This window comes from Salinimicrobium flavum, assembly GCF_042684505.1.
Classification (GTDB): Bacteria; Bacteroidota; Bacteroidia; order Flavobacteriales; family Flavobacteriaceae; genus Salinimicrobium; species Salinimicrobium flavum.
The window spans coordinates 429421-448966 of sequence record NZ_JBHULT010000006.1; the positions used below are offsets into that span (position 1 = coordinate 429421).

The 19546-nt window shown below is 43.4% G+C and carries 22 protein-coding genes; 9 read left to right on the plus strand and 13 right to left on the minus strand.

The genetic code is table 11. The features are described from left to right. Positions 1-2: 2 nt before the first annotated feature. A complete protein-coding gene (locus ACFSTG_RS05315) occupies positions 3-818 on the minus strand; it encodes a hypothetical protein (protein ID WP_380749229.1) in 816 nt (271 codons plus the stop codon). Between the two features lie 100 nt (positions 819-918). Between ACFSTG_RS05315 and ACFSTG_RS05320 the strand changes: the two genes are divergently transcribed. The 8 genes from ACFSTG_RS05320 to ACFSTG_RS05355 all read left to right on the plus strand — a co-directional run bounded on the left by ACFSTG_RS05320 (position 919) and on the right by ACFSTG_RS05355 (position 8927). Further along, positions 919-1587 (plus strand): thymidine kinase, encoded by a 669-nt coding sequence (locus ACFSTG_RS05320; RefSeq protein ID WP_380749232.1) that lies wholly within the window; start codon positions 919-921, stop codon positions 1585-1587. Then, positions 1559-2668, plus strand: a complete 1110-nt coding sequence (alr, locus tag ACFSTG_RS05325) for an alanine racemase (protein ID WP_380749235.1) — start codon at positions 1559-1561, stop codon at positions 2666-2668. Before ACFSTG_RS05320 ends, alr begins: the two co-directional genes overlap by 29 nt. 36 nt (positions 2669-2704) lie before the next feature. Then, positions 2705-3133, plus strand: coding sequence for a large-conductance mechanosensitive channel protein MscL (gene mscL / locus ACFSTG_RS05330; RefSeq protein WP_380749238.1), 429 nt, complete (start codon positions 2705-2707; stop codon positions 3131-3133). A gap of 174 nt (positions 3134-3307) precedes the next feature. Next, positions 3308-4042, plus strand: coding sequence for a hypothetical protein (locus tag ACFSTG_RS05335; protein WP_380749241.1), 735 nt, complete (start codon positions 3308-3310; stop codon positions 4040-4042). Between the two features lie 12 nt (positions 4043-4054). After that, entirely contained in the window at positions 4055-4300 is a 246-nt protein-coding gene (locus ACFSTG_RS05340; RefSeq protein WP_380749244.1) for a hypothetical protein, read from the plus strand. Between the two features lie 259 nt (positions 4301-4559). After that, entirely contained in the window at positions 4560-5549 is a 990-nt protein-coding gene (locus ACFSTG_RS05345) for an aspartate-semialdehyde dehydrogenase (RefSeq protein WP_380749247.1), read from the plus strand. 128 nt (positions 5550-5677) lie between these two features. Further along, entirely contained in the window at positions 5678-7858 is a 2181-nt protein-coding gene (locus tag ACFSTG_RS05350) for a prolyl oligopeptidase family serine peptidase (RefSeq protein WP_380749251.1), read from the plus strand. Between the two features lie 97 nt (positions 7859-7955). After that, positions 7956-8927, plus strand: a complete 972-nt coding sequence (locus ACFSTG_RS05355) for an ABC transporter ATP-binding protein (RefSeq protein WP_380749254.1) — start codon at positions 7956-7958, stop codon at positions 8925-8927. 9 nt (positions 8928-8936) lie between these two features. On the opposite strand, the gene ACFSTG_RS05360 is transcribed toward ACFSTG_RS05355, so the two are convergent. From ACFSTG_RS05360 to pdxA, 11 genes are all read right to left on the minus strand, one after another. Then, a complete protein-coding gene (locus tag ACFSTG_RS05360; protein WP_380749257.1) occupies positions 8937-9491 on the minus strand; it encodes a porin family protein in 555 nt (184 codons plus the stop codon). Between the two features lie 11 nt (positions 9492-9502). Beyond that, positions 9503-9958 carry a transcription elongation factor gene (locus ACFSTG_RS05365; protein WP_380749260.1) on the minus strand — a complete coding sequence of 152 codons (456 nt, stop codon included), beginning with the start codon at positions 9956-9958 and terminating at the stop codon, positions 9503-9505. 4 nt (positions 9959-9962) lie between these two features. Beyond that, the gene (mtgA, locus tag ACFSTG_RS05370) at positions 9963-10628 is read right to left on the minus strand and encodes a monofunctional biosynthetic peptidoglycan transglycosylase (protein ID WP_380749263.1); all 666 of its coding nucleotides are present in this window, start codon (positions 10626-10628) and stop codon (positions 9963-9965) included. A gap of 5 nt (positions 10629-10633) precedes the next feature. Then, a complete protein-coding gene (locus ACFSTG_RS05375) occupies positions 10634-11749 on the minus strand; it encodes an NAD(P)/FAD-dependent oxidoreductase (protein ID WP_380749266.1) in 1116 nt (371 codons plus the stop codon). Positions 11750-11777: 28 nt separating this feature from the next. Beyond that, complete coding sequence (locus ACFSTG_RS05380) at positions 11778-13175, minus strand: alpha/beta hydrolase family protein (protein WP_380749269.1); 1398 nt, start codon at positions 13173-13175, stop codon at positions 11778-11780. A 166-nt stretch (positions 13176-13341) separates the two neighbouring features. Further along, positions 13342-14691 carry an acetyl-CoA carboxylase biotin carboxylase subunit gene (accC, locus tag ACFSTG_RS05385; protein WP_380749272.1) on the minus strand — a complete coding sequence of 450 codons (1350 nt, stop codon included), beginning with the start codon at positions 14689-14691 and terminating at the stop codon, positions 13342-13344. Between the two features lie 54 nt (positions 14692-14745). Then, positions 14746-15249 carry an acetyl-CoA carboxylase biotin carboxyl carrier protein gene (accB, locus tag ACFSTG_RS05390; RefSeq protein ID WP_380749275.1) on the minus strand — a complete coding sequence of 168 codons (504 nt, stop codon included), beginning with the start codon at positions 15247-15249 and terminating at the stop codon, positions 14746-14748. 21 nt (positions 15250-15270) lie between these two features. After that, complete coding sequence (locus tag ACFSTG_RS05395) at positions 15271-16266, minus strand: beta-ketoacyl-ACP synthase III (RefSeq protein ID WP_380749279.1); 996 nt, start codon at positions 16264-16266, stop codon at positions 15271-15273. Positions 16267-16441: 175 nt separating this feature from the next. Beyond that, complete coding sequence (rpmF, locus tag ACFSTG_RS05400; RefSeq protein WP_343766486.1) at positions 16442-16639, minus strand: 50S ribosomal protein L32; 198 nt, start codon at positions 16637-16639, stop codon at positions 16442-16444. 9 nt (positions 16640-16648) lie between these two features. Then, positions 16649-17185 (minus strand): YceD family protein, encoded by a 537-nt coding sequence (locus ACFSTG_RS05405; protein ID WP_380749284.1) that lies wholly within the window; start codon positions 17183-17185, stop codon positions 16649-16651. A 96-nt stretch (positions 17186-17281) separates the two neighbouring features. Then, positions 17282-18328, minus strand: coding sequence for a 4-hydroxythreonine-4-phosphate dehydrogenase PdxA (gene pdxA, locus ACFSTG_RS05410; protein WP_380749287.1), 1047 nt, complete (start codon positions 18326-18328; stop codon positions 17282-17284). A gap of 60 nt (positions 18329-18388) precedes the next feature. Between pdxA and ACFSTG_RS05415 the strand changes: the two genes are divergently transcribed. Continuing rightward, positions 18389-18982: a riboflavin synthase gene (locus ACFSTG_RS05415; RefSeq protein WP_380749290.1), complete on the plus strand. Its 594-nt coding sequence runs from the start codon at positions 18389-18391 to the stop codon at positions 18980-18982. A gap of 260 nt (positions 18983-19242) precedes the next feature. Here ACFSTG_RS05415 and ACFSTG_RS05420 read toward each other — a convergent pair whose 3' ends face one another. Further along, entirely contained in the window at positions 19243-19530 is a 288-nt protein-coding gene (locus ACFSTG_RS05420; protein WP_380749293.1) for a hypothetical protein, read from the minus strand. Positions 19531-19546: the final 16 nt, after the last annotated feature.

The window sequence follows — 19546 nt, forward strand, 5'->3', positions numbered from 1 at the left end:
GCTTATTCAAATCTGCTTTCAATGATGGTAAGGAAACGGGTCTCGTAATCCTCTTTGCCTTCCCAGTTGTTATAATCGGGTTTCACCATATTGGCAACAAAGTTAAGGGCTTCCTCTTTGGATTTTATGGTATTCAACTGTGACAGAACACGGTTATAATCTGTTGTGCTACCATCAAAAAGATGCCTTACGAACGCGTGCCTGTCGTTCACCCCAATATTGATCCCTTTTTTAAGGCGTTCGTTAAGTGACCTTGGTTTTTCAGACGGCGATTGCCCCGTGCCTACCGGTTCAAACTTTGGCAGGTTATCGTAGTGTACCCCGCCAATGTCTTCCATATCGTTCTTTTGGTATTTCCTGGGTTGGATGCTTTCAAAAAGATCATCCAGGTCCTGGGTTTCGGCGGGCATCTGGGCCACAATATCCTTTATCTTTTCGGTATTAGGTTCGGTGATGGCTTCAGAGTCATTAAATTCAAGGCCCGAGGGGGCATATTCCTCATCTGAAGCAGTGAATAAGTCCTCCTCCTGTTCAGAAGGAGCCTTAACCGATTGGGCCGTTTTTACAACTCCGGAAGTTTCCTCTTTCTTTTTGGCAGGAGCCTTAACTTCCTGTGAGGTCTTTACAATTTCAGCTTTCTCTTCCTTCTTCTCTTCAGAAGCAAAAAGGTTGGATTGGGTGAAATCAAGCACCGTCAATTTCTCGTAAAGCTGCCTGGTAAGTTCCTTCAAATGAGCTGTAGAGATATCCTCGCGTTTACTCCTGGAAATTATTTTTTCGGCTAAAGTTACCAGTTCCTCTTGCAATTGCTTCTTCATAACTTTCCTCCTTATGAATTAAATACGGTTGTATTTTTAATAAATTTGTATCACCTTTATAAAAAAGCGAAGTTCGTTTTTTGGACTTGAAAAATACAAAATGTTTCTCGAAAATACAGTAAATCACAAGGAGCAATTTGGGTGGATTGAAGTAATATGCGGTTCAATGTTCTCGGGGAAGACAGAAGAGCTGATTCGCAGGCTCAAGCGCGCAAAATTTGCCAAACAAAAAGTGGAGATCTTTAAACCGGCAATAGACACCCGTTACAATGAAGAAATGGTAGTGTCACATGATTCCAATGAAATAAGATCTACCCCGGTTCCGGCTGCAGCAAACATTCGTTTGCTGGCAGATGACTGCGATGTGGTAGGGATCGATGAGGCCCAGTTCTTTGATGATGAGATCGTTTCAGTGTGTAATGACCTTGCCAACAAAGGGATAAGGGTGATCGTGGCAGGGCTGGACATGGATTTTAAAGGCAATCCTTTTGGGCCTATGCCCAATCTTATGGCTACTGCAGAATATGTCACCAAAGTACACGCTGTATGCACCCGCACCGGTAATCTGGCTCAATACAGTTATAGAAAAACGGCCAATGAAGACCTGGTGATGCTGGGGGAGACCCAGGAATATGAACCTCTAAGCCGTGCCGCATATTATAAAGCCCGCTTACAGGAAAAATTGAAGAACTTTGAGGTACACGACCCTGAAGAAGTGAACGACAACAAAAGAAGTGAACATGCCGAAAGCCAGGGAGACCGTACTTGAGATAGATCTGAATGCCCTTGAACATAATTACCGCTATTTACGGTCTAAAGTAGACCAGACCGTTAAAATGATGGCTGTGGTAAAAGCTTTTGGCTACGGAAGTGATGTGGTGGCAATTGCAAAAAAACTTACCGGTCTTGGAGTAGATTATCTGGCTGTAGCTTATACCTCTGAAGGGGTTTCCCTCCGAAAAGCCGGGATCGAGCTGCCCATTATGGTGCTACACCCACAGTCCTATAATTTTGAGGAGATCATAAACAACTGTCTGGAACCAAGCCTTTACAGCGAATTTGTGCTAAAGGAGTTCATCGCTACCGCCAAAAAACTCAAACAAAAACATTATCCCGTTCATATCAAGTTCAATACCGGACTTAACCGACTGGGCTTTTCAGAAAAAGAAACCGGGACCCTGAAGGAACTCCTTACCGGCACAGATGCGGTAAAAGCAGCATCCTTTTTTTCTCATCTGGCTGCAAGTGAGGACTGGAAAGAAAGGGAATTTACTTTGGAACAGATCTATACCTTTAAAAGGATCGCCTCCCAATTGGTGGATGCGTTGGGATACCGACCCCTTCTCCATATTTGTAATACCTCAGGGATCCTCAACTATCCCGAAGCTGCTTTTGATATGGTGCGAACCGGAATTGGTTTGTACGGCTTCGGAAATGAACAGCAGGAAGACCAGAGACTACAACCTATCGGGACACTTAAAACCATCATTTCCCAGATCCATGAGCTCCAAAAAGGCGATTCTGTGGGCTATAACCGTGCCTTTATTGCTTCTAAACCCACAAAGACAGCTACCTTGCCCATTGGTCACGCAGACGGGATCAACAGGCAGTACGGCAACGGCCGGGCCGGGGTAATTGTGAACGGGAATTATGCTCCCATCATTGGAAATGTCTGCATGGATATGCTCATGATAGACATTACAGGAATTGAATGTGAAGAAGGGGATGAAGTGATCATCTTTGGGGGACCTCAACATGCAACCGCTTTTGCAGAAAAAGGGAATACTATTTCCTATGAACTCATTACCGGCATTTCCCAAAGGGTTAAGCGTGTTATAGTTGAAAAATAATTCCTACATTTAAGGAACCAACCAATCTTTAATCCAATGCCGTTTTTAAAAGATTTCAAGGCTTTCCTCCTGAAAGGGGATATCATTGCCCTTGCTACTGCAGTAGTTATAGGCGCAGCATTTAACAAGATCGTTTCTTCTGCCGTAGAAGATATCATTATGCCAGTCATAGGGGTGATGACCGGAGGGGTAGATTTCTCTGCACAATTCATTTCCCTGGACGGGAACAATTATGAATCGCTTGAAGCAGCCCGGGAAGTTGAAGCCGCTGTCATTACCTATGGCAATGTGATACAGGCCGTCATTTATTTCGTGATCGTCGCTTTTTTCATCTTTCTTGTACTTAGAGCATATGAACGTACTAAAACTAAAAAAGAAGCCCCAAAGGTAACAGAACCCAAAGGGCCTTCTCAGGAGGAATTGCTTACCGAGATCAGGGACGAACTGAGAAAGAAGAATAGTTGAAAAACCTGATCCTTCACCATATTCCCACTCTTCTCACGAGGTCATGAAATTTAATTTTCGGGAGGTGGTATTGCTACCACTGAGTGGGGTACAGGTGTTTCGGGAGGAAATGGAAGAAAATATTTTTAAAACCAATACCCAGAGAACCTCTGGGTCCTAATTTAAATAGATAAAATGAATAGGTTAATTGTTTATGTTATTATGGTTTTTAGTCTGATTTCCTGTGAAAAGGAGGAGCCTGAAACTTTTTCCACTCATTTGGAAGGAGATCTAAGGATTCAATCGAGTGCAGATTTAGATGATCCTCAAATACGATCATATGAGACCATCACCGGGAATCTTGTCATAGTAGATACCTATGACACTGATGATTTAAAAAAACTTCAGAAATTAAAAGAGGTGAACGGAATAATTATTAAAGACAATCAAAGCCTGAAAACATTAGAAGGTCTGGAGCAAATTGAAAGTCTGGAATTTTTAGAAATTGAAAATAACCCAGCTCTAAGATCTTTATCGGGGCTGGAAAATTTACAGGAAATTTCGGAATCTTTAAGGATAGTAAATAATGATTCCCTGGAAGGTTTGGGAAGTCTAAAAAAATTAACTACAATTGGGAATCAATTTTTTCTCTACGACAATTTTTCTTTAACGAATCTGAATGGTTTGGAAAGTTTAGAGGGAGTTACCCAGCTCCTTATTTTAAATAATATTAATTTGATCAATATTAATTCATTGGAAAATTTGTCTTCCTCTTTAGATGTAAGAATTGATTCCAATGATTCATTAAACAATTTCTGCGGAATTCTGAATTTAATGCAGGCTGATAATCCGGCTATGTATTTCATTGCCAGAAATAATCTTTATAATCCCAGCCTGGAAGATCTAAAGAATGGGGATTGCCAGTTATAACTTAGGAGAACAATGAAAAACCTCATCCTTCACCTTTTTGCAATTTTCACCCCTGCCGTCCTTCTGGCAGTAACATGGAAATTAATGATCCCCGAAGTAGCCCTGGCTCTGTTGTTTGCCTATGTATTTGTTTACCGGACATGGCTTGATGGCTCCAGGTTGTACCAAAAAGGACTGATCCCCAAAAGAGACATCTGGAAAATTGTTTACAACGGGGACCGTGCAAATCATTTTAAAGAATTATATTTACGTAAGTAGAAGAAAGCTCGTAGTAACCGCTACACTGCATATATTTAAAACCCTAAACCACGCCCGTAAAGCGTGGTTCTTTTTTGAAACAACTTTCATATTTAACTATTTGTGAAAAGTGGTTATAAAAATTTGTTTTTTAGCTTTTTATGGCCTCAGGATTCTTTTAATAATCAGGAGTGCAATATCTTTGCCGCCAAACAGAGAGATAATATTTCCCTCTTCTTTCTTCGGAAGAAAAAGAGGATAAAATAAAGAACACATTAATATGAAAGTAGCAGTAATAGGCGCCACCGGGATGGTGGGTCAGGTTATGTTAAAAGTGCTTGCAGAAAGGGATTTCCCGGTCACTGAATTACTTCCGGTCGCTTCAGAAAGATCGATAGGTTCAAAAATCAATTTCCGCGGGAAAGAAGTTGAAGTAATAGGTCTGGAAGAAGCCGTAAATCAAAAACCGGATCTCGCTTTATTTTCGGCAGGTGGCGAAACTTCCCTGGAATGGGCTCCAAAATTTGCAGCCGCCGGCACCACAGTGATCGACAATTCTTCTGCATGGAGAATGAATCCGAAGCACAAACTTATCGTTCCCGAGATCAATGCTTCAGAATTGACTAAAGAAGACAAGATCATTGCAAACCCTAATTGCTCCACCATTCAACTGGTAATGGCTCTGGCTCCGCTTCATAAAAAATACACCATTAAAAGAGTAGTGGTTTCCACTTACCAGTCCATTACCGGGACAGGTGTCAAGGCTGTGCAGCAACTGGAGAATGAATATAAAGGAGAACAGGGGGAAATGGCCTATCCATACCCTATTCACCGCAATGCCATACCACAGTGTGATGTTTTTGAAGAGAATGGATACACCAAGGAAGAAATGAAGCTTACCAATGAGACCAAAAAGATCCTTCAGGATGATACTGTTGCGGTTACCGCTACCGCAATCAGGATCCCTGTAGTGGGAGGTCACAGTGAGTCGGTGAACATCACTTTTGAAAAGGACTTTGAGGTGAACGAGGTGCGGCGTGACCTGAAAGAATTTCCGGGGATCACAGTGCAGGACAACCTTGATGTAAACACCTACCCTATGCCTATCTATGCCGAAGGTAAAGATGATGTGTTCGTGGGCAGGATACGCAGGGACCTTTCGCAGCCAAATTCACTCAACCTTTGGATCGTTGCAGATAACCTACGGAAAGGAGCTGCCACCAACGCCATACAGATCGCAGAATACCTGGTTGCCATTCAATTAGTCTAGTCTTTAAAAAGGATATTCCAGACATAATTTTAAGGCCTTCCGGTTAACCTGGAGGGCCTTATAATTTTTTGGGTGCAGGCAGAATTGAAGGAAATTAATTACTTTAGACTTTCCAAATATTTTAAAAGATGAAAAAAGTTATAATGAGCGTTTTTGCAGCGGGTTTACTCCTCTCCTGCGGAACGACCAAACAGGAAACTCCTGTTATCCAGGAACAAGAACCCGAACAAACTGAAACTAAAATTGTATTGAATTATCCAGAGACTAAAAAAGTCGACACCGTTTCCACTTACTTCGGAACAGAGGTAAAAGACCCTTACAGATGGCTGGAGGATGATCGTAGTCCTGAAACCGAAGCCTGGGTAGAAGCCCAGAACAAGGTCACTTTCGGATATCTCGACCAGATCCCTTTTAGAGAGAACCTTAAAAACCGTCTTTCTGAACTATGGAACTATGAAAAGATAGGCGCTCCTTTCAAGGAAGGAGATTACATCTATTTTGCCAAAAATGACGGACTCCAGGACCAATATGTGATCTATCGCAAAAAAAGCGAGAACGATGCCGCTGAAGTTTTTCTTGATCCAAACAAATTCAGTGAGGATGGAACTACTTCCCTGGGAGGAATGAATTTCTCCGAGGACGGAAAAATCCTGGCCTACAGTATTTCTGAAGGCGGTAGCGACTGGAGAAAGATCATCGTAATGGATGCCGAGACCAGGGAAATTAAAGAAGATACCCTGAAAAATGTAAAATTCAGCGGGGTTTCCTGGAAAGGAAATGAAGGCTTCTACTACTCCAGCTACGACAAACCTGAAGGGAGCGAACTTTCAGCAAAAACAGATCAGCATAAACTGTATTACCACAAACTGGGTACCAGCCAGGAGAACGATAAATTGATCTTTGGTGGAACCGAAGATCAAAAGCACCGTTATGTAGGCGGTAGTGTGACAGAGGATAATAAATACCTCTTCATCTCTGCAAGGAATTCTACTTCCGGCGGAAAAATGTTCATGATGGACCTTTCCGAAGAAAACCCTGAACTGGTGACGGTAATTGGTAATGAAGAAACAGACAGTTACGTGATCGAGAATATGGGCAGTAAACTTTATATCGTTACCAACCTAGAAGCTCCCAACAGAAGGATCGTAACCGTTGACGCTTCTCACCCCACCCCCGAACACTGGGAAGATTTCATCCCCGAGACAGAGAATGTGCTCAGCCCTTCTACTGCCGGTGGATATTTCTTCACAGAGTATATGCAGGACGCCGTTTCTAACGTAAAACAATACGATTATGAGGGTAACCTGGTAAGAGAGGTCGAATTACCCGGAGTAGGTTCAGCGGGCGGATTCAATGCCAAGAAAGAGGAAAAGGTATTGTATTACAGCTTTACCAATTACGTGACCCCGGGAAGTATCTACAAGTATGATATCGAGGCGGGTACTTCAGAACTGTACAACAAACCTGATATTGACTTCAATCCAGATGATTTCACCAGCGAACAGGTGTTCTATACTTCAAAGGACGGAACAAAAATCCCAATGATCATTACCTATAAAAAAGGACTTGAAAGAAACGGAAAAAACCCTACTATCCTTTACGGTTACGGTGGTTTCAACATCAGTCTCACCCCTTCTTTCAGTATCGCAAATGCGGTTTGGATGGAACAGGGAGGTATCTATGCGGTTCCCAACCTTCGTGGAGGGGGTGAATACGGGAGAAGCTGGCATGATGCCGGAACTAAACTTCAGAAACAAAACGTTTTTGACGATTTCATCGCAGCAGCCGAATATCTAATTGACAACAACTATACTTCCAGCGATTACCTCGCCATAAGAGGTGGATCTAACGGAGGATTGCTTGTGGGAGCAACCATGACCCAAAGACCAGACCTTGTAAAGGTTGCACTTCCTGCAGTTGGTGTACTTGATATGTTACGTTACCATACCTTCACTGCCGGTGCGGGTTGGGCCTATGACTACGGAACTTCTGAAGAAAGTGAAGAAATGTTCAGGTATCTTAAGGGATATTCTCCCGTACATAATGTGAAGAAAGGAGTATCTTATCCTGCTACCATGATCACTACCGGTGACCATGATGACCGGGTTGTACCTGCCCATTCTTTTAAGTTTGCGGCAGAATTACAGGAAAAGCATGCAGGTGAAGCTCCCGTTCTTATTCGCATTGAAACTAACGCAGGTCACGGTGCCGGTACTCCGGTGAGCAAGACCATTGAGCAGTATGCAGACATCTTTGGATTCACGCTTTACAACATGGGGTTTAAGGAACTTCCGACTCCGGTTAAGTAGCGTTTAAAAAACTTCAGATCTTATTGCTAAAAAGCCTTCTTCGGAAGGCTTTTTCATTTTGCAAAAGCGTAATTTTGTAGGAGAAAATCACCTACGTATGTTACGGGTCAGGAACCTCTCCTTCGGGTATACGAATAAACCCTTTTTAAAGAATCTCAGCTTTAATATTGACAGGGGTGAAAATGTATCGGTCATTGGGGCGAGTGGCTGCGGAAAAAGTACACTTCTCCAATCAATATACGGACTCCATCACGTGGATGGGAAGATTTTCTGGGAGGACAAACAACTCCTGGGACCCAACTTCAATATCGTTCCCGGCGAAGATTTCATGAAGTACCTTACACAGGATTTTGACCTTATGCCCTCTCTTAGCGCAGCTGATAATGTGGGAAAATTTTTGTCCAATATGTATCCCCGAAAGAAACAGCAGCGGGTGAACGAACTTCTGGAGCTTGTAGAAATGAAAGAATTCGGTCGTGTAAAGGCCAAACATCTGAGTGGCGGCCAACAACAAAGGGTTGCCCTGGCTCGTGTCCTGGCGAAACCTCCCGAAGTTTTGTTGCTTGATGAACCTTTCAGCCATATTGATCATTTCAGGAAGAATAGGCTGCGAAGGAACCTTTTTTCCCATTTAAAAAAGAACAATATCACGGTAATGGTGGCGACCCATGACAGTACAGATGCCCTGTCTTTTGCAGATTCTACCCTGGTAATGAAAGCCGGAAGAATCATTGCAAAAGGAAGTCCTGAGGAGCTGTACCAGGATCCTAAAAATGCCTATGTGGGTTCTCTTTTCGGGGAGATAAACGAATTACCGGCAGAAATTTTCCTTCCGAAGCAAACCAAAAGGAAAAAAATAGTGTTGTATCCACATGAGATCAGGTTGACCACAGAGGAAGGTTATAAAGCAATCGTGAAAAATACCTTTTTCAAAGGCAGTCATTTCCTTACAGAGGTAGCCCTACCGGGCGATATAAGGGTTTTCCTGGAAACCAGTATAAAATTACCCCGGGAGAGTACTGTACACCTGGAAATTTCGGAAAAACTGCTTCAGAAACGACTTAGGTAAATCAAATTGTTAGAATTTGTAACCTATTGAGAACTGCAGGGTTTGGGTCCAGGCTTTAATACCACTTATCATATATCCCATTCCGGAATCTATACGGAAGTCTTTGTCAATGATACTGGTGATTCCCTGAACAAACCGGGTATCAAACATAAAACCTCCGGGTGTTTCGTAACCCAGTCCCACAAGACCTGAAAAGTTAAGGTTATTAAGACCGGTGGTTCCGCCTTCGGCATCGACTACAATCCCAAGTTGGGGGCCGGCATTCAGATGAATACCTTCGGCAAAATACCATTTCAGGGCAACGGGGATGTTCAGAAAATCTATGCTGCCATCCCTTATTCCTTCACGGGAGTAACTCAACTCAGGCTGCAAAGAAAACCTTTCAGAAAGATAGAAATCAACGACAGATCCAAAGAAAAGGCCCGGTCTGCCTTCAGGATTAGCATCCCGGATATTATAATCTGCCCGGGCAATATTCAGCCCGGCCTTTATGCCAAAATCAACCTGGGAATAGGCAATTGAACCAAGACTCAGAAAAAACAGGAGAAGTAATTTTTTAATCATTTTAAAGGGGCTCAAATTATTTGCCCTATAAGTAGCTCCTTCCCGTTAAATGTTACAGCTTCACCTTCCTTTTTGCCTGAGAGGGCACGCGCAATAGGCGCATTTGTTCCTACGGCATAATATTTTTCCTTCTCAACCATAAGTTCACCTGCAGGGATGGAGATAAAATAACTCCCTGCATTCGTTTTTATAATCGCACCAAAACCTGCTTGTTGCGCAGTCTGTGCCGGGTGGATCATGCTCAAGGTTTTACGGAGTTTTCTAAGCTCCTCATGTTGTCCCGCAAGCTTTTCAAACTCAAGATGAAGCATTGCCCTTCCTGTTTCATATTTGTCCCCCATGGAACATTTGGTTTCCAGTTTCAGGGCAGCCTCTAGGTCCTTAACGGCCAAATCGACCCTGCTAATCCTTTCCTCTACATACTTACTGCAGGCGGTTACCAGCTTCTGTTTTAAGGCACTTTCCATGGTTTTAAAAGGTAATGGATTCAATATTGTACATCTGTCGTACGATCCAATTCTTCCGTTGCTGGATAAAATTACTGGCAGGGTTGGCATTATACCTCCGGGGATTGGGAAGAATTGCTGCAATGGCTGCAGCTTCAGAGGCAGTAAGATCTGCTGCGCTTTTCCCAAACCAGGCCTGTGCAGCAGCCTCTGCGCCATAAATGCCTTTGCCCATCTCGATGCTGTTAAGGTAGACTTCCAGAATACGTTCCTTGCTCCACACCAGTTCGATCATGAAAGTAAAATATACCTCCAGACCTTTCCTGAACCAGGTGCTTTGCGGCCAAAGAAAAACATTTTTTGCGGTTTGCTGCGATATAGTACTTGCACCCCGGGCACGTTTTCGGGTCTTATTTTCTTCAATGGCCTTTTGGATGGCCTGGTAATCAAAGCCACTATGATTGATGAAATTCTGGTCTTCGCTGGCAATGACCGCCATTTGAAGATTAGGGGAGATCTTTTCCCGGGGCACCCATTCATGGTGAATATCTTCTGCCGGATTTTCAAAATACCTTATAGCCATTAGCGGTGTAAAAGGCACCGGCACCCATTTGAACAGCACCACGAAGAAAATACTCAGCAGGAATAAACCGGCTATAACTTTGAGTAGAAATCGAAAAAATCTTTTCATTTAATTTATTTAATTAATTCTGCCAGCTCCTTGCCTACCAGGCTACCAATGGCAACTCCCATTCCACCAAGGCGCACCCCGCAAAATACATTTTCAGAGACTTGTTTTACCACGGGTTTTTTCTTGTCTCCCACGCCCATTACCCCGCTCCACCGCCTTTCTATTTCGAAAGCTTTCCCAGGCAGGATGGTGTTCTTCAGAAGTTCTTCAAGTCGGTTCTGGATAAGGGCTGTCTGGACCATTTCTGTTGTCTCTTCCCCTTTAAGATCAAGATTTCTTCCCCCTCCAAAAAGAATGCGGTCTCTCACGTTTCGGAAATAATAATACCCCCTGTCCAGATGAAAAGTACCTTTCAAATTAAGGTTTTTGATGGGTTTGGTGATCAAAACCTGTGCCCTTGCCGGTCTAACTTCTGAAAGACCCAACTGCGAGGCAAAGCCGTTAGTTGCAATGAATAATTTACGGGTTTTGAAGCTGAAGTTCTCAGTCACTACTTCCACGGAAGCAGGTCCTCCTTCAAAACTCTTAACGGGAAGGTTATTGAGTACCTTCACTCCTGCCGCCTGCACTTTATGAAGCAGGCTTGTCATCATCCTGCCGGTATCCAGCTGTCCTTCATATTTATTGTAAACCAGGCGTGGGTTTATATTTTTGAAACCATGGTTGTTATCTTCAATGGTGAAGATATTTTCACCAAAAACAGGTTTTAAAAGCCGGTTAATTTCGGGCATTTTTGAGGCGCAATTTTCAAATAGTTCCTTATCCTCAGCTGTGAACAGTTCATAACCACCGTGGGCTTCGTAACCAATATTTTCATCCCCGAGATTCTTCCGCAGCAATTCGAGACCACTGACCCGTTTCTTTATGAGCTCTACCACCTCATCTTCAGTATGAGTATTCAGATCATCAAGGATCTCACTAAGGCTTCCGAAGCAGGCAAAACCGGCATTCCTGGTACTGGCCCCATAGGGAAGCAGTCCTCGTTCCACGACCAGGATCCTGGCATTGGGGTACTGCTGCCTTAGGTTCAAAGCACAGTTAAGACCGGTGATCCCACTGCCAACGACCGTGAAATCTATATAAGAAAACCAGGAATCATATTCCCAAAAGGAAAAATTCATGAGAAGCTGTTTTGGTGGTTAATTTGATTTATTCCCCGCTTACTTTCAGGATCCAGATAGTAATATCTTCCAAAACTTCAGGAGAAATGGTTTGTTCAATACCTGCGTATTCCTTGGGTGAACCGGTTTCACTTTCCTGGAACAAGTGGTTGAGCCCCGGATATTCTTTGATCGTCACCTTTTGGTTTCCGCCTTTCGTCAGCGCCCGTTCTATGGCCTCCAGATTTTCCTTTGAAGCAACCTGCAGGTCATTTTCTCCATTGATGGCCAGCACAGGAACCTTTACCTTTTGTAGAGTTTCAGCAGGATCATGGGTAATAAAAAACCTGAACCAGGGTGTAAGTAAACTCTCCACCTGCTTTTCCAGAATTTTCTCTTTATCCATACCTTCAGGAAAATCAGTTATGATCTCTTTATCCATTTGTTGTTCAAGGTATTCCCTGAAGTTTGCCTCGAGCTCCTGGGGAGGGGAGTTGCGTATAATATCGAAAGCACCCTGCGAAGTCGCGATCGTTTCCCTGATCTTCTCTTCACTTTCCCCGCTTTCTGTATAGATCAATTCCTGCTGCAATAAAAGCACCTTATCCCCTCTTAAGCCGGGACCTGCCAGAAGCACCAGAAAGGAAACATCTTCATTCTCTGCAGCTACAATTGGTGCAATAAGACCGCCTTCACTATGGCCAACCAAACCTATATCATCATGGTCAATTTCTTTTCTTGATTTAAGGTATTCTATGCCCGCCTTCACATCTTCAGCAAAATCCTCACTGGTAGCACTTGAAAAATCGCCGGTTGACTTTGCTACCCCCCGGTCATCATACCTAAGCACAGCGATCCCGTTACGAGTCAAATGGTCTGCTATGACCAGAAAGGGTTTATGATTGAGGATGGCTTCATTTCTATCTTGTGGGCCACTGCCGCTGATAAGGATCACTGCCGGATATTTTCCTTCCTGCTTCGGAAGTGTTAAGGTTCCGGAAAGGCTTACAGAATCTTTCATATTATGGAAGATCACCTCTTCTTCCAGGTAGGGATATGGTTTTTTTGGTTCCTGGGGCCTGACGATCTTCTTCTCTTCCCATTTCTCCTTCGAAAGTTCAAGGGGCAACTGCATGCCCCCCTGTGAGAAAATCCCGGAAACCAATGTATCCTTCAACGTTCCTTGATATTGCAGCCCTAACTGCGGTGCTTTTAGCTGAAGAACATTTTCTTTAAATTGGGTATCAGAAATTGGAATTCCGAAAGCATTTTGCTGCGGACTATCCATAGTGGCCGTATATCCCTCCTCAGTTTCAGAAATGTGAAAAGCGACCTTTAGTTCCATCCCTTGTACATTGAGGATGCCATACCAATCACCGGTAATTCCCTGGGCAGTTGCCGCCGTGGTCATGAATAGAAAAATCAGGAGTGGGGTCAAAAATTTCATCTCTACAGGCGTTTAGGAGGGAAAATTAAATAATCCTTGCGTATTTCTCATAGTTATTAAGAAGAAATACTGAAGATAACTCCATGGGATGAAACATTCGGAATATATAATTATTTGAAGCAACAAAAAAGCCCCTTAAAAGGGGCCTTTAGTAGTCGCTTGGATCTTATTGTTCGATAGGTTTCATTTTGAAATCTTCCATGAACTTGGTAGTGTAATTACCCGCTACATAATCGGGTTCTTCCATCAACTGCCTGTGGAATGGAATGGTGGTTTTGACCCCTTCTATCACGAATTCGTCAAGTGCCCGCTTCATTTTACTAATGGCTTCCTCACGGGTTTGAGCCGTGGTGATCAACTTAGCGATCATGGAATCATAGTTAGGCGGAATCACATATCCGCTGTACACGTGGGTGTCTATACGCACCCCATGTCCTCCCGGAGCATGAAGGTTGGTGATCTTTCCAGGCGACGGCCTGAAGTCGTTGTAGGGATCTTCGGCATTGATTCGGCACTCTATAGAATGCAACTGCGGGAAATAGTTCTTTCCTGAAATTGGAATTCCTGCAGCTACCAGGATTTGTTCCCTGATAAGGTCGTAGTCAATAACCTGCTCGGTAATTGGGTGCTCCACCTGGATACGGGTATTCATTTCCATGAAATAGAAATTCCTGTGTTTGTCTACAAGGAATTCTACGGTTCCGGCACCTTCGTATTTTATGTATTCGGCTGCTTTAACGGCAGCGTCTCCCATTTGTTTCCGAAGTTTATCGGTCATAAAAGGAGATGGGGTTTCTTCAGTTAATTTTTGGTGACGACGTTGCACAGAGCAGTCCCTTTCTGAAAGGTGACATGCTTTTCCTGAGCTGTCTCCCACTATCTGGATCTCGATATGGCGCGGCTCTTCGATAAGCTTCTCCATGTACATACCATCGTTCCCGAAGGCAGCAGCTGCTTCCTGACGGGCAGAATCCCAGGCAGCGCGAAGGTTTTCCTTTTTCCAAACGGCACGCATTCCTTTTCCTCCACCCCCGGCGGTTGCCTTCAGCATTACAGGGAAGCCCATGTCTACCGCTATTCTTTCTGCTTCCTCATAAGATTCAAGGATACCTTCAGACCCCGGAACACAAGGCACTCCTGCTTCTTTCATGGTAGCCTTGGCAGTTGCCTTATCTCCCATTTTGTCGATCATATCAGGACTGGCACCAATGAACTTGATGTCGTGTTCAGCACAGATCTTGGAAAACTTAGCATTTTCTGCCAGGAAACCGTAACCGGGATGAATAGCATCTGCATTGGTGATCTCTGCAGCTGCAATGATATTTGATATTTTAAGGTAAGAAAGGTTGCTGGGAGGGGGGCCAATACACACTGCTTCATCAGCAAAGCGTACGTGCAGACTTTCAGCGTCGGCTGTAGAATACACAGCGACTGTCTTTATGCCCATTTCCTTACAGGTGCGAATAACGCGCAAGGCGATCTCTCCCCTGTTGGCAATTAATATTTTTTTAAACATACCTGTATAGTTTTGGCTGCAGGGTACAAATACTTACAGCAGATGGGTATTTTATTAAGATGGATCTACGATGAATAAAGGCTGATCAAACTCTACAGGAGAAGAATCATCTACCAGTACTTTTACGATCTTTCCTGAAACCTCACTCTCAATCTCGTTGAAAAGCTTCATGGCTTCGATCACACAAAGTACGTCACCTTCCTTAATGGAATCCCCTATCTCTACGAAAGGACCTTTATCTGGTGAAGGTTTTCTGTAGAAGGTACCAATGATGGGCGATTTTACAGTGATATATTTCGAGTCTTCCTGAGCAGGTGCAGTTTCCCCTCCTGAGGCCGGGGTTTCCGGTTGTGCTGCAGGTGCAGGTTGTTGCTGTTGCTGGTGCATTGGTGGTTGCGCCTGCATTCCTCCCATAGGAACCTGTTGTACGATCGTGGTTTCCCTGTCTTCAGATCCTGTTTTAATAGTGATCTTTACGTCATCCATTTCCAGTTTAACCTCACTGGCTCCGGACTTGGCCACGAATTTAATTAGATTCTGAATTTCTTTTAAATCCATAATATTTAGTGTTGGGTGTTATTAAGAATTATATGCCCATTTCAGATAGACAGAGCCCCACGTGAACCCTCCTCCGAAAGAGGCGAATATTAGATTATCTCCTTTCTTGAGTTGTTTTTCGAAATCACTCAACAACAACGGTAAGGTAGCCGATGTGGTGTTACCATACCTCTGAATGTTCATTAGTACTTTTTTATCCTCCAATCCCATTCGGCTGGAGGTCGCATCAATAATTCGTCTGTTGGCCTGGTGTGGCACCAGCCAGTCTACATCTTCATTGGTAAGCTTGTTGCGTTCCATGATCTGTGCACTTACGTCGGCCATATTGGTAACGGCAAATTTAAACACCGTTTTCCCGTCCTGAAATACATAATGTTGTTTATTCTCCACTGTCTGTGCGGTAGCCGGTAATACAGAGCCACCGGCAGTGATTTTAAGGAATTCACGCCCGTTACCGTCACTTCTGAGGATCTCATCCTGTAGCCCAAGCCCTTCTTCATTGGGCTCAAACAAAACAGCTCCGGCACCATCTCCAAAGATGATACAGGTTGTCCTGTCTGTATAGTCAATTATTGAGGACATTTTATCGGCTCCTATCACCAGAACTTTTTTATATCTCCCTGATTCTATATAAGCTGCTGCGGTAGACATTCCGTAGAGAAAGCCCGAGCAGGCTGCCTGCAGGTCATAAGCAAAAGCATTTACGGCTCCTATTTTTGTAGCTACATAAACTCCCGTGGCTGCCACCGGAAGGTCTGGTGTGGCGGTAGCGAGGATAACAAGATCGATCTCTGAGGGATCGATCCCCGATTTTTCAATAAGGTTTTCAGCAGCTTTTATGGCGAGGTAGGAAGTTCCTTTTTCAGGGTCTTTAAGAATGCGGCGCTCTTTGATCCCTGTTCTTGAGGTGATCCATTCGTCATTGGTATCGACCATGGTCTCCAGGATCTTATTGGTCAATACAAATTCAGGTACATATGCGCCCACAGCGGTAATCGCTGCTGTTGTTTTACTCATAAAATGTTTTTTATGCACTTGGTAATCAAAAGCTTAGACCACCCTCAGAACAGGAATGTACTAAAACTTCATTTTACAGCGGTGCAAATTAAGGTGTTTTTAGCACTTATTCAACATAAAACAAAAAACTCTCACAATGTGAGAGTTTTGTATAATTTTCAAAGCTCTTTAATGATTAAGCTTCTACTTCTTCAGTATTGTCAATTAATACCTGGCCACGGTAATAAAGTTTACCTTCATGCCAGTGAGCTCTGTGATACAAATGTGCTTCTCCTGTTGTAGGATCTGTAGCAATTTGAGGAACAGTTGCTTTATAATGCGTTCTTCTTTTATCTCTTCTCGTTTTCGAGATCTTTCTCTTAGGATGTGCCATGGCTGCGTATTATTTATCGTTTAATAAATTCTTCAATTTGTTCCAACGAGGATCAATGTCCTCTTCTTTTGTGACTTCTTTTTCTCCCGGACTCAGTTCGTCAAGTTTTTCAAGTACTTCAGACCTTAGGGAGCCATCAAGCACCCCGGGGTGAACTCTTTTTGACGGAACGGCCAATACAATAAGCTCATAAATATACTGCTGTACATTGACTTCATACTCCCCATGCGGAAGTATTAAAAGGTCTTCATTGTCGTCATTGTATTCTGCACCAAATTTTACAACCAGTAACAGCTCGCTGTCAATGGGTTGGTCATAAGGTTCATTGGTAAGATCACAATAAACGTTTACCGTTCCCGATGCTTTAAAAGTGAGTTCCATCATGGTTGTTTTCTTCTCTAAAAGAAGATCAACCTTAACGTCTGCACCGTTAAATTCATCGTATTCAAAATGTTCAAAGAACTTGTTGTCAATATTGAACTCAAACCGGTGTTGTCCTAGTTTTAATCCAACAAAAGGGATCGTAAACTCTTTCAATTTCCTCATTTCATCATCAGTTTCGAGTGCCTTTCCCTTGGGATAAGGCGGGTGCAAAGATATAAAAATTAATGAATTGCAACTTCTTTATAAACAAATTTTTGTTTATATCTTTTTGCTTTGTTTTTTGAGCACATTCGAGGTAAGTTCTTTATATTCTTCACGGTTCCTGAAGATATCAATAGCCTTAAAAACAGCTTCTTTAAAAGAGTGATGATCTGCTTCGTTCTTACCGGCAATCTCATAGGCAGTACCATGATCTGGCGAGGTTCTTACCTTTTCAAGCCCTGCAGTAAAGTTCACTCCACTTCCGAAGGATAAGGTCTTAAAAGGGATCAATCCCTGGTCGTGGTATGCAGCTATAATGGCGTCAAAATTCTTGTAATTCCCGCTTCCGAAGAAACTGTCGGCCGAGTACGGTCCGAAAACCATTTTCCCGTTATTCCTCATCTTTTCCAGGGTAGGTTTCATGATGTCCTCATCTTCCTTTCCTATAACCCCGCCGTCACCACTGTGCGGATTAATACCCAACACGGCTATTTTTGGTTCCTGAATTCTGAAATCCTGTTTAAGGGTCTTATAAATTATATTTACCTTTTTCTCAATAAGCTGGGGTGTTATAGCGGCAGCCACATCCTTGACCGGTACGTGATCTGTCAATAATCCAACTTTTAAGGTGTCTGTGACCATCAACATTAAACTTTCCCCGTTAAACTCTTTCGCGAGATAATCTGTATGTCCTGGAAACTGAAAGTTCTCGCTCTGTATGGTATGTTTATTAATGGGAGCCGTGACCAGCACATCTACCAAACCTTCTTTTAGGGCTTTGGTGGCAGCTTCAAGGGAGCGAAAGGCAAACTCCCCTATCTTAGGATCTTCTTCCCCAAAGTTGACAGAGACATTCTCCTTCCAAACGTTCACCACATTGAACTTCCCATCTATAGCCTCGGAAGCATTATCAACTCCCTGGATAGAGATCTCAGAATTGTATTTCTTTTTCAGGAAAGAAATGGTCTTGGCTGAAGCAAAGATCACCGGGGTACAAAGCTCCAGCATCCTTTGATCTTCAAAGGTCTTCAGCACGATCTCGCTTCCAATCCCGTTCAGATCCCCAATACTGATCCCTACTTTTATATTTTCGGCTGACTTCATAAGTGTTCCCCGTTTTTTGTTTTAATTTTATCCCCGCAAAGGTAACCAATATATAGTAAAATGTTTACAGGGATCATAGAAGAACTGGGAGAAATAAAAGGCCTTGAGAAAAAGGAGGGGAACCTCAATATAAAGGTTAAAGCCCGAATGACACCCGAGCTAAAGATCGATCAGAGCGTGGCCCATAACGGGGTATGTCTCACCGTAGTAGAAATTGAAGATGACACCTATACGGTTACCGCCATTCAGGAGACCCTGTCCAAAACCAACCTGAAAGATCTAAAGACAGGAGACCTGGTTAACCTGGAACGCGGAATGAAACTTGGAGCGAGGCTTGACGGGCATATCGTACAAGGCCATGTAGATCAAACTGCAGTGTGCACGGGTGTGACCAATATGAACGGAAGCCGGGAATACAATTTTGAATACGACCCTTCCCCAGAAAATATTACTATAGAAAAAGGTTCGATTACAGTAAATGGGGTAAGCCTTACCGTGGTGAACTCAAAAAAGAATCAGTTTAGTGTGGCTATCATTCCCTATACTTTTGAGCACACCAACTTCAAAAACCTGCAGGCAGGAATGACAGTGAACCTGGAATTTGATGTGATAGGTAAATACGTGAAACGGTTAACAGAGTATAAGAACCTATAGATCGATCTCCCTTGGCAGGTATTTTTTCTGCTTTATGAAGACCTTATCCACCCAATGCCACTACCGCAAAGTACAGGTGGGCTGAGTAATCCATAACAGGATGGGTGTATCCTCTCTAGAGAACCGGCCGCATCCGGTTATTGCAAACATGAAAAAACAGGCACAGGATAAACTGCTTCATTCTCTCTTTAATGGGGACGTTGGAACGATAAAATTTGTCTTTTATCGTTAATCTTTCAGAAAGAAAGTCAGCTGGAGCTTCATTGATCAACTGCCTTTTGTATCCTCCAAACCTTATAACTACCAAACACGATCCCGGCCAGGAATAACGGCAGCAGGTAATCATTGATGGGCAGGCAAAGTCCTACCGGGGGAGGCACCCCTTTACCGTTACTACCTCCATTTCCTACCCCACATGGCGGTCTTCCAGCTCCCTGAGTAGCCTCTAAAGTGGGCTCGGGAGGTCCCTGTCCCATCTGGGCATAGGTAGATAATGGCAGCCCAAAAAAGGCAACGAATAATAGAATAAATGTAATTTTTCGCCCCATTGGAAATGTAACCTAT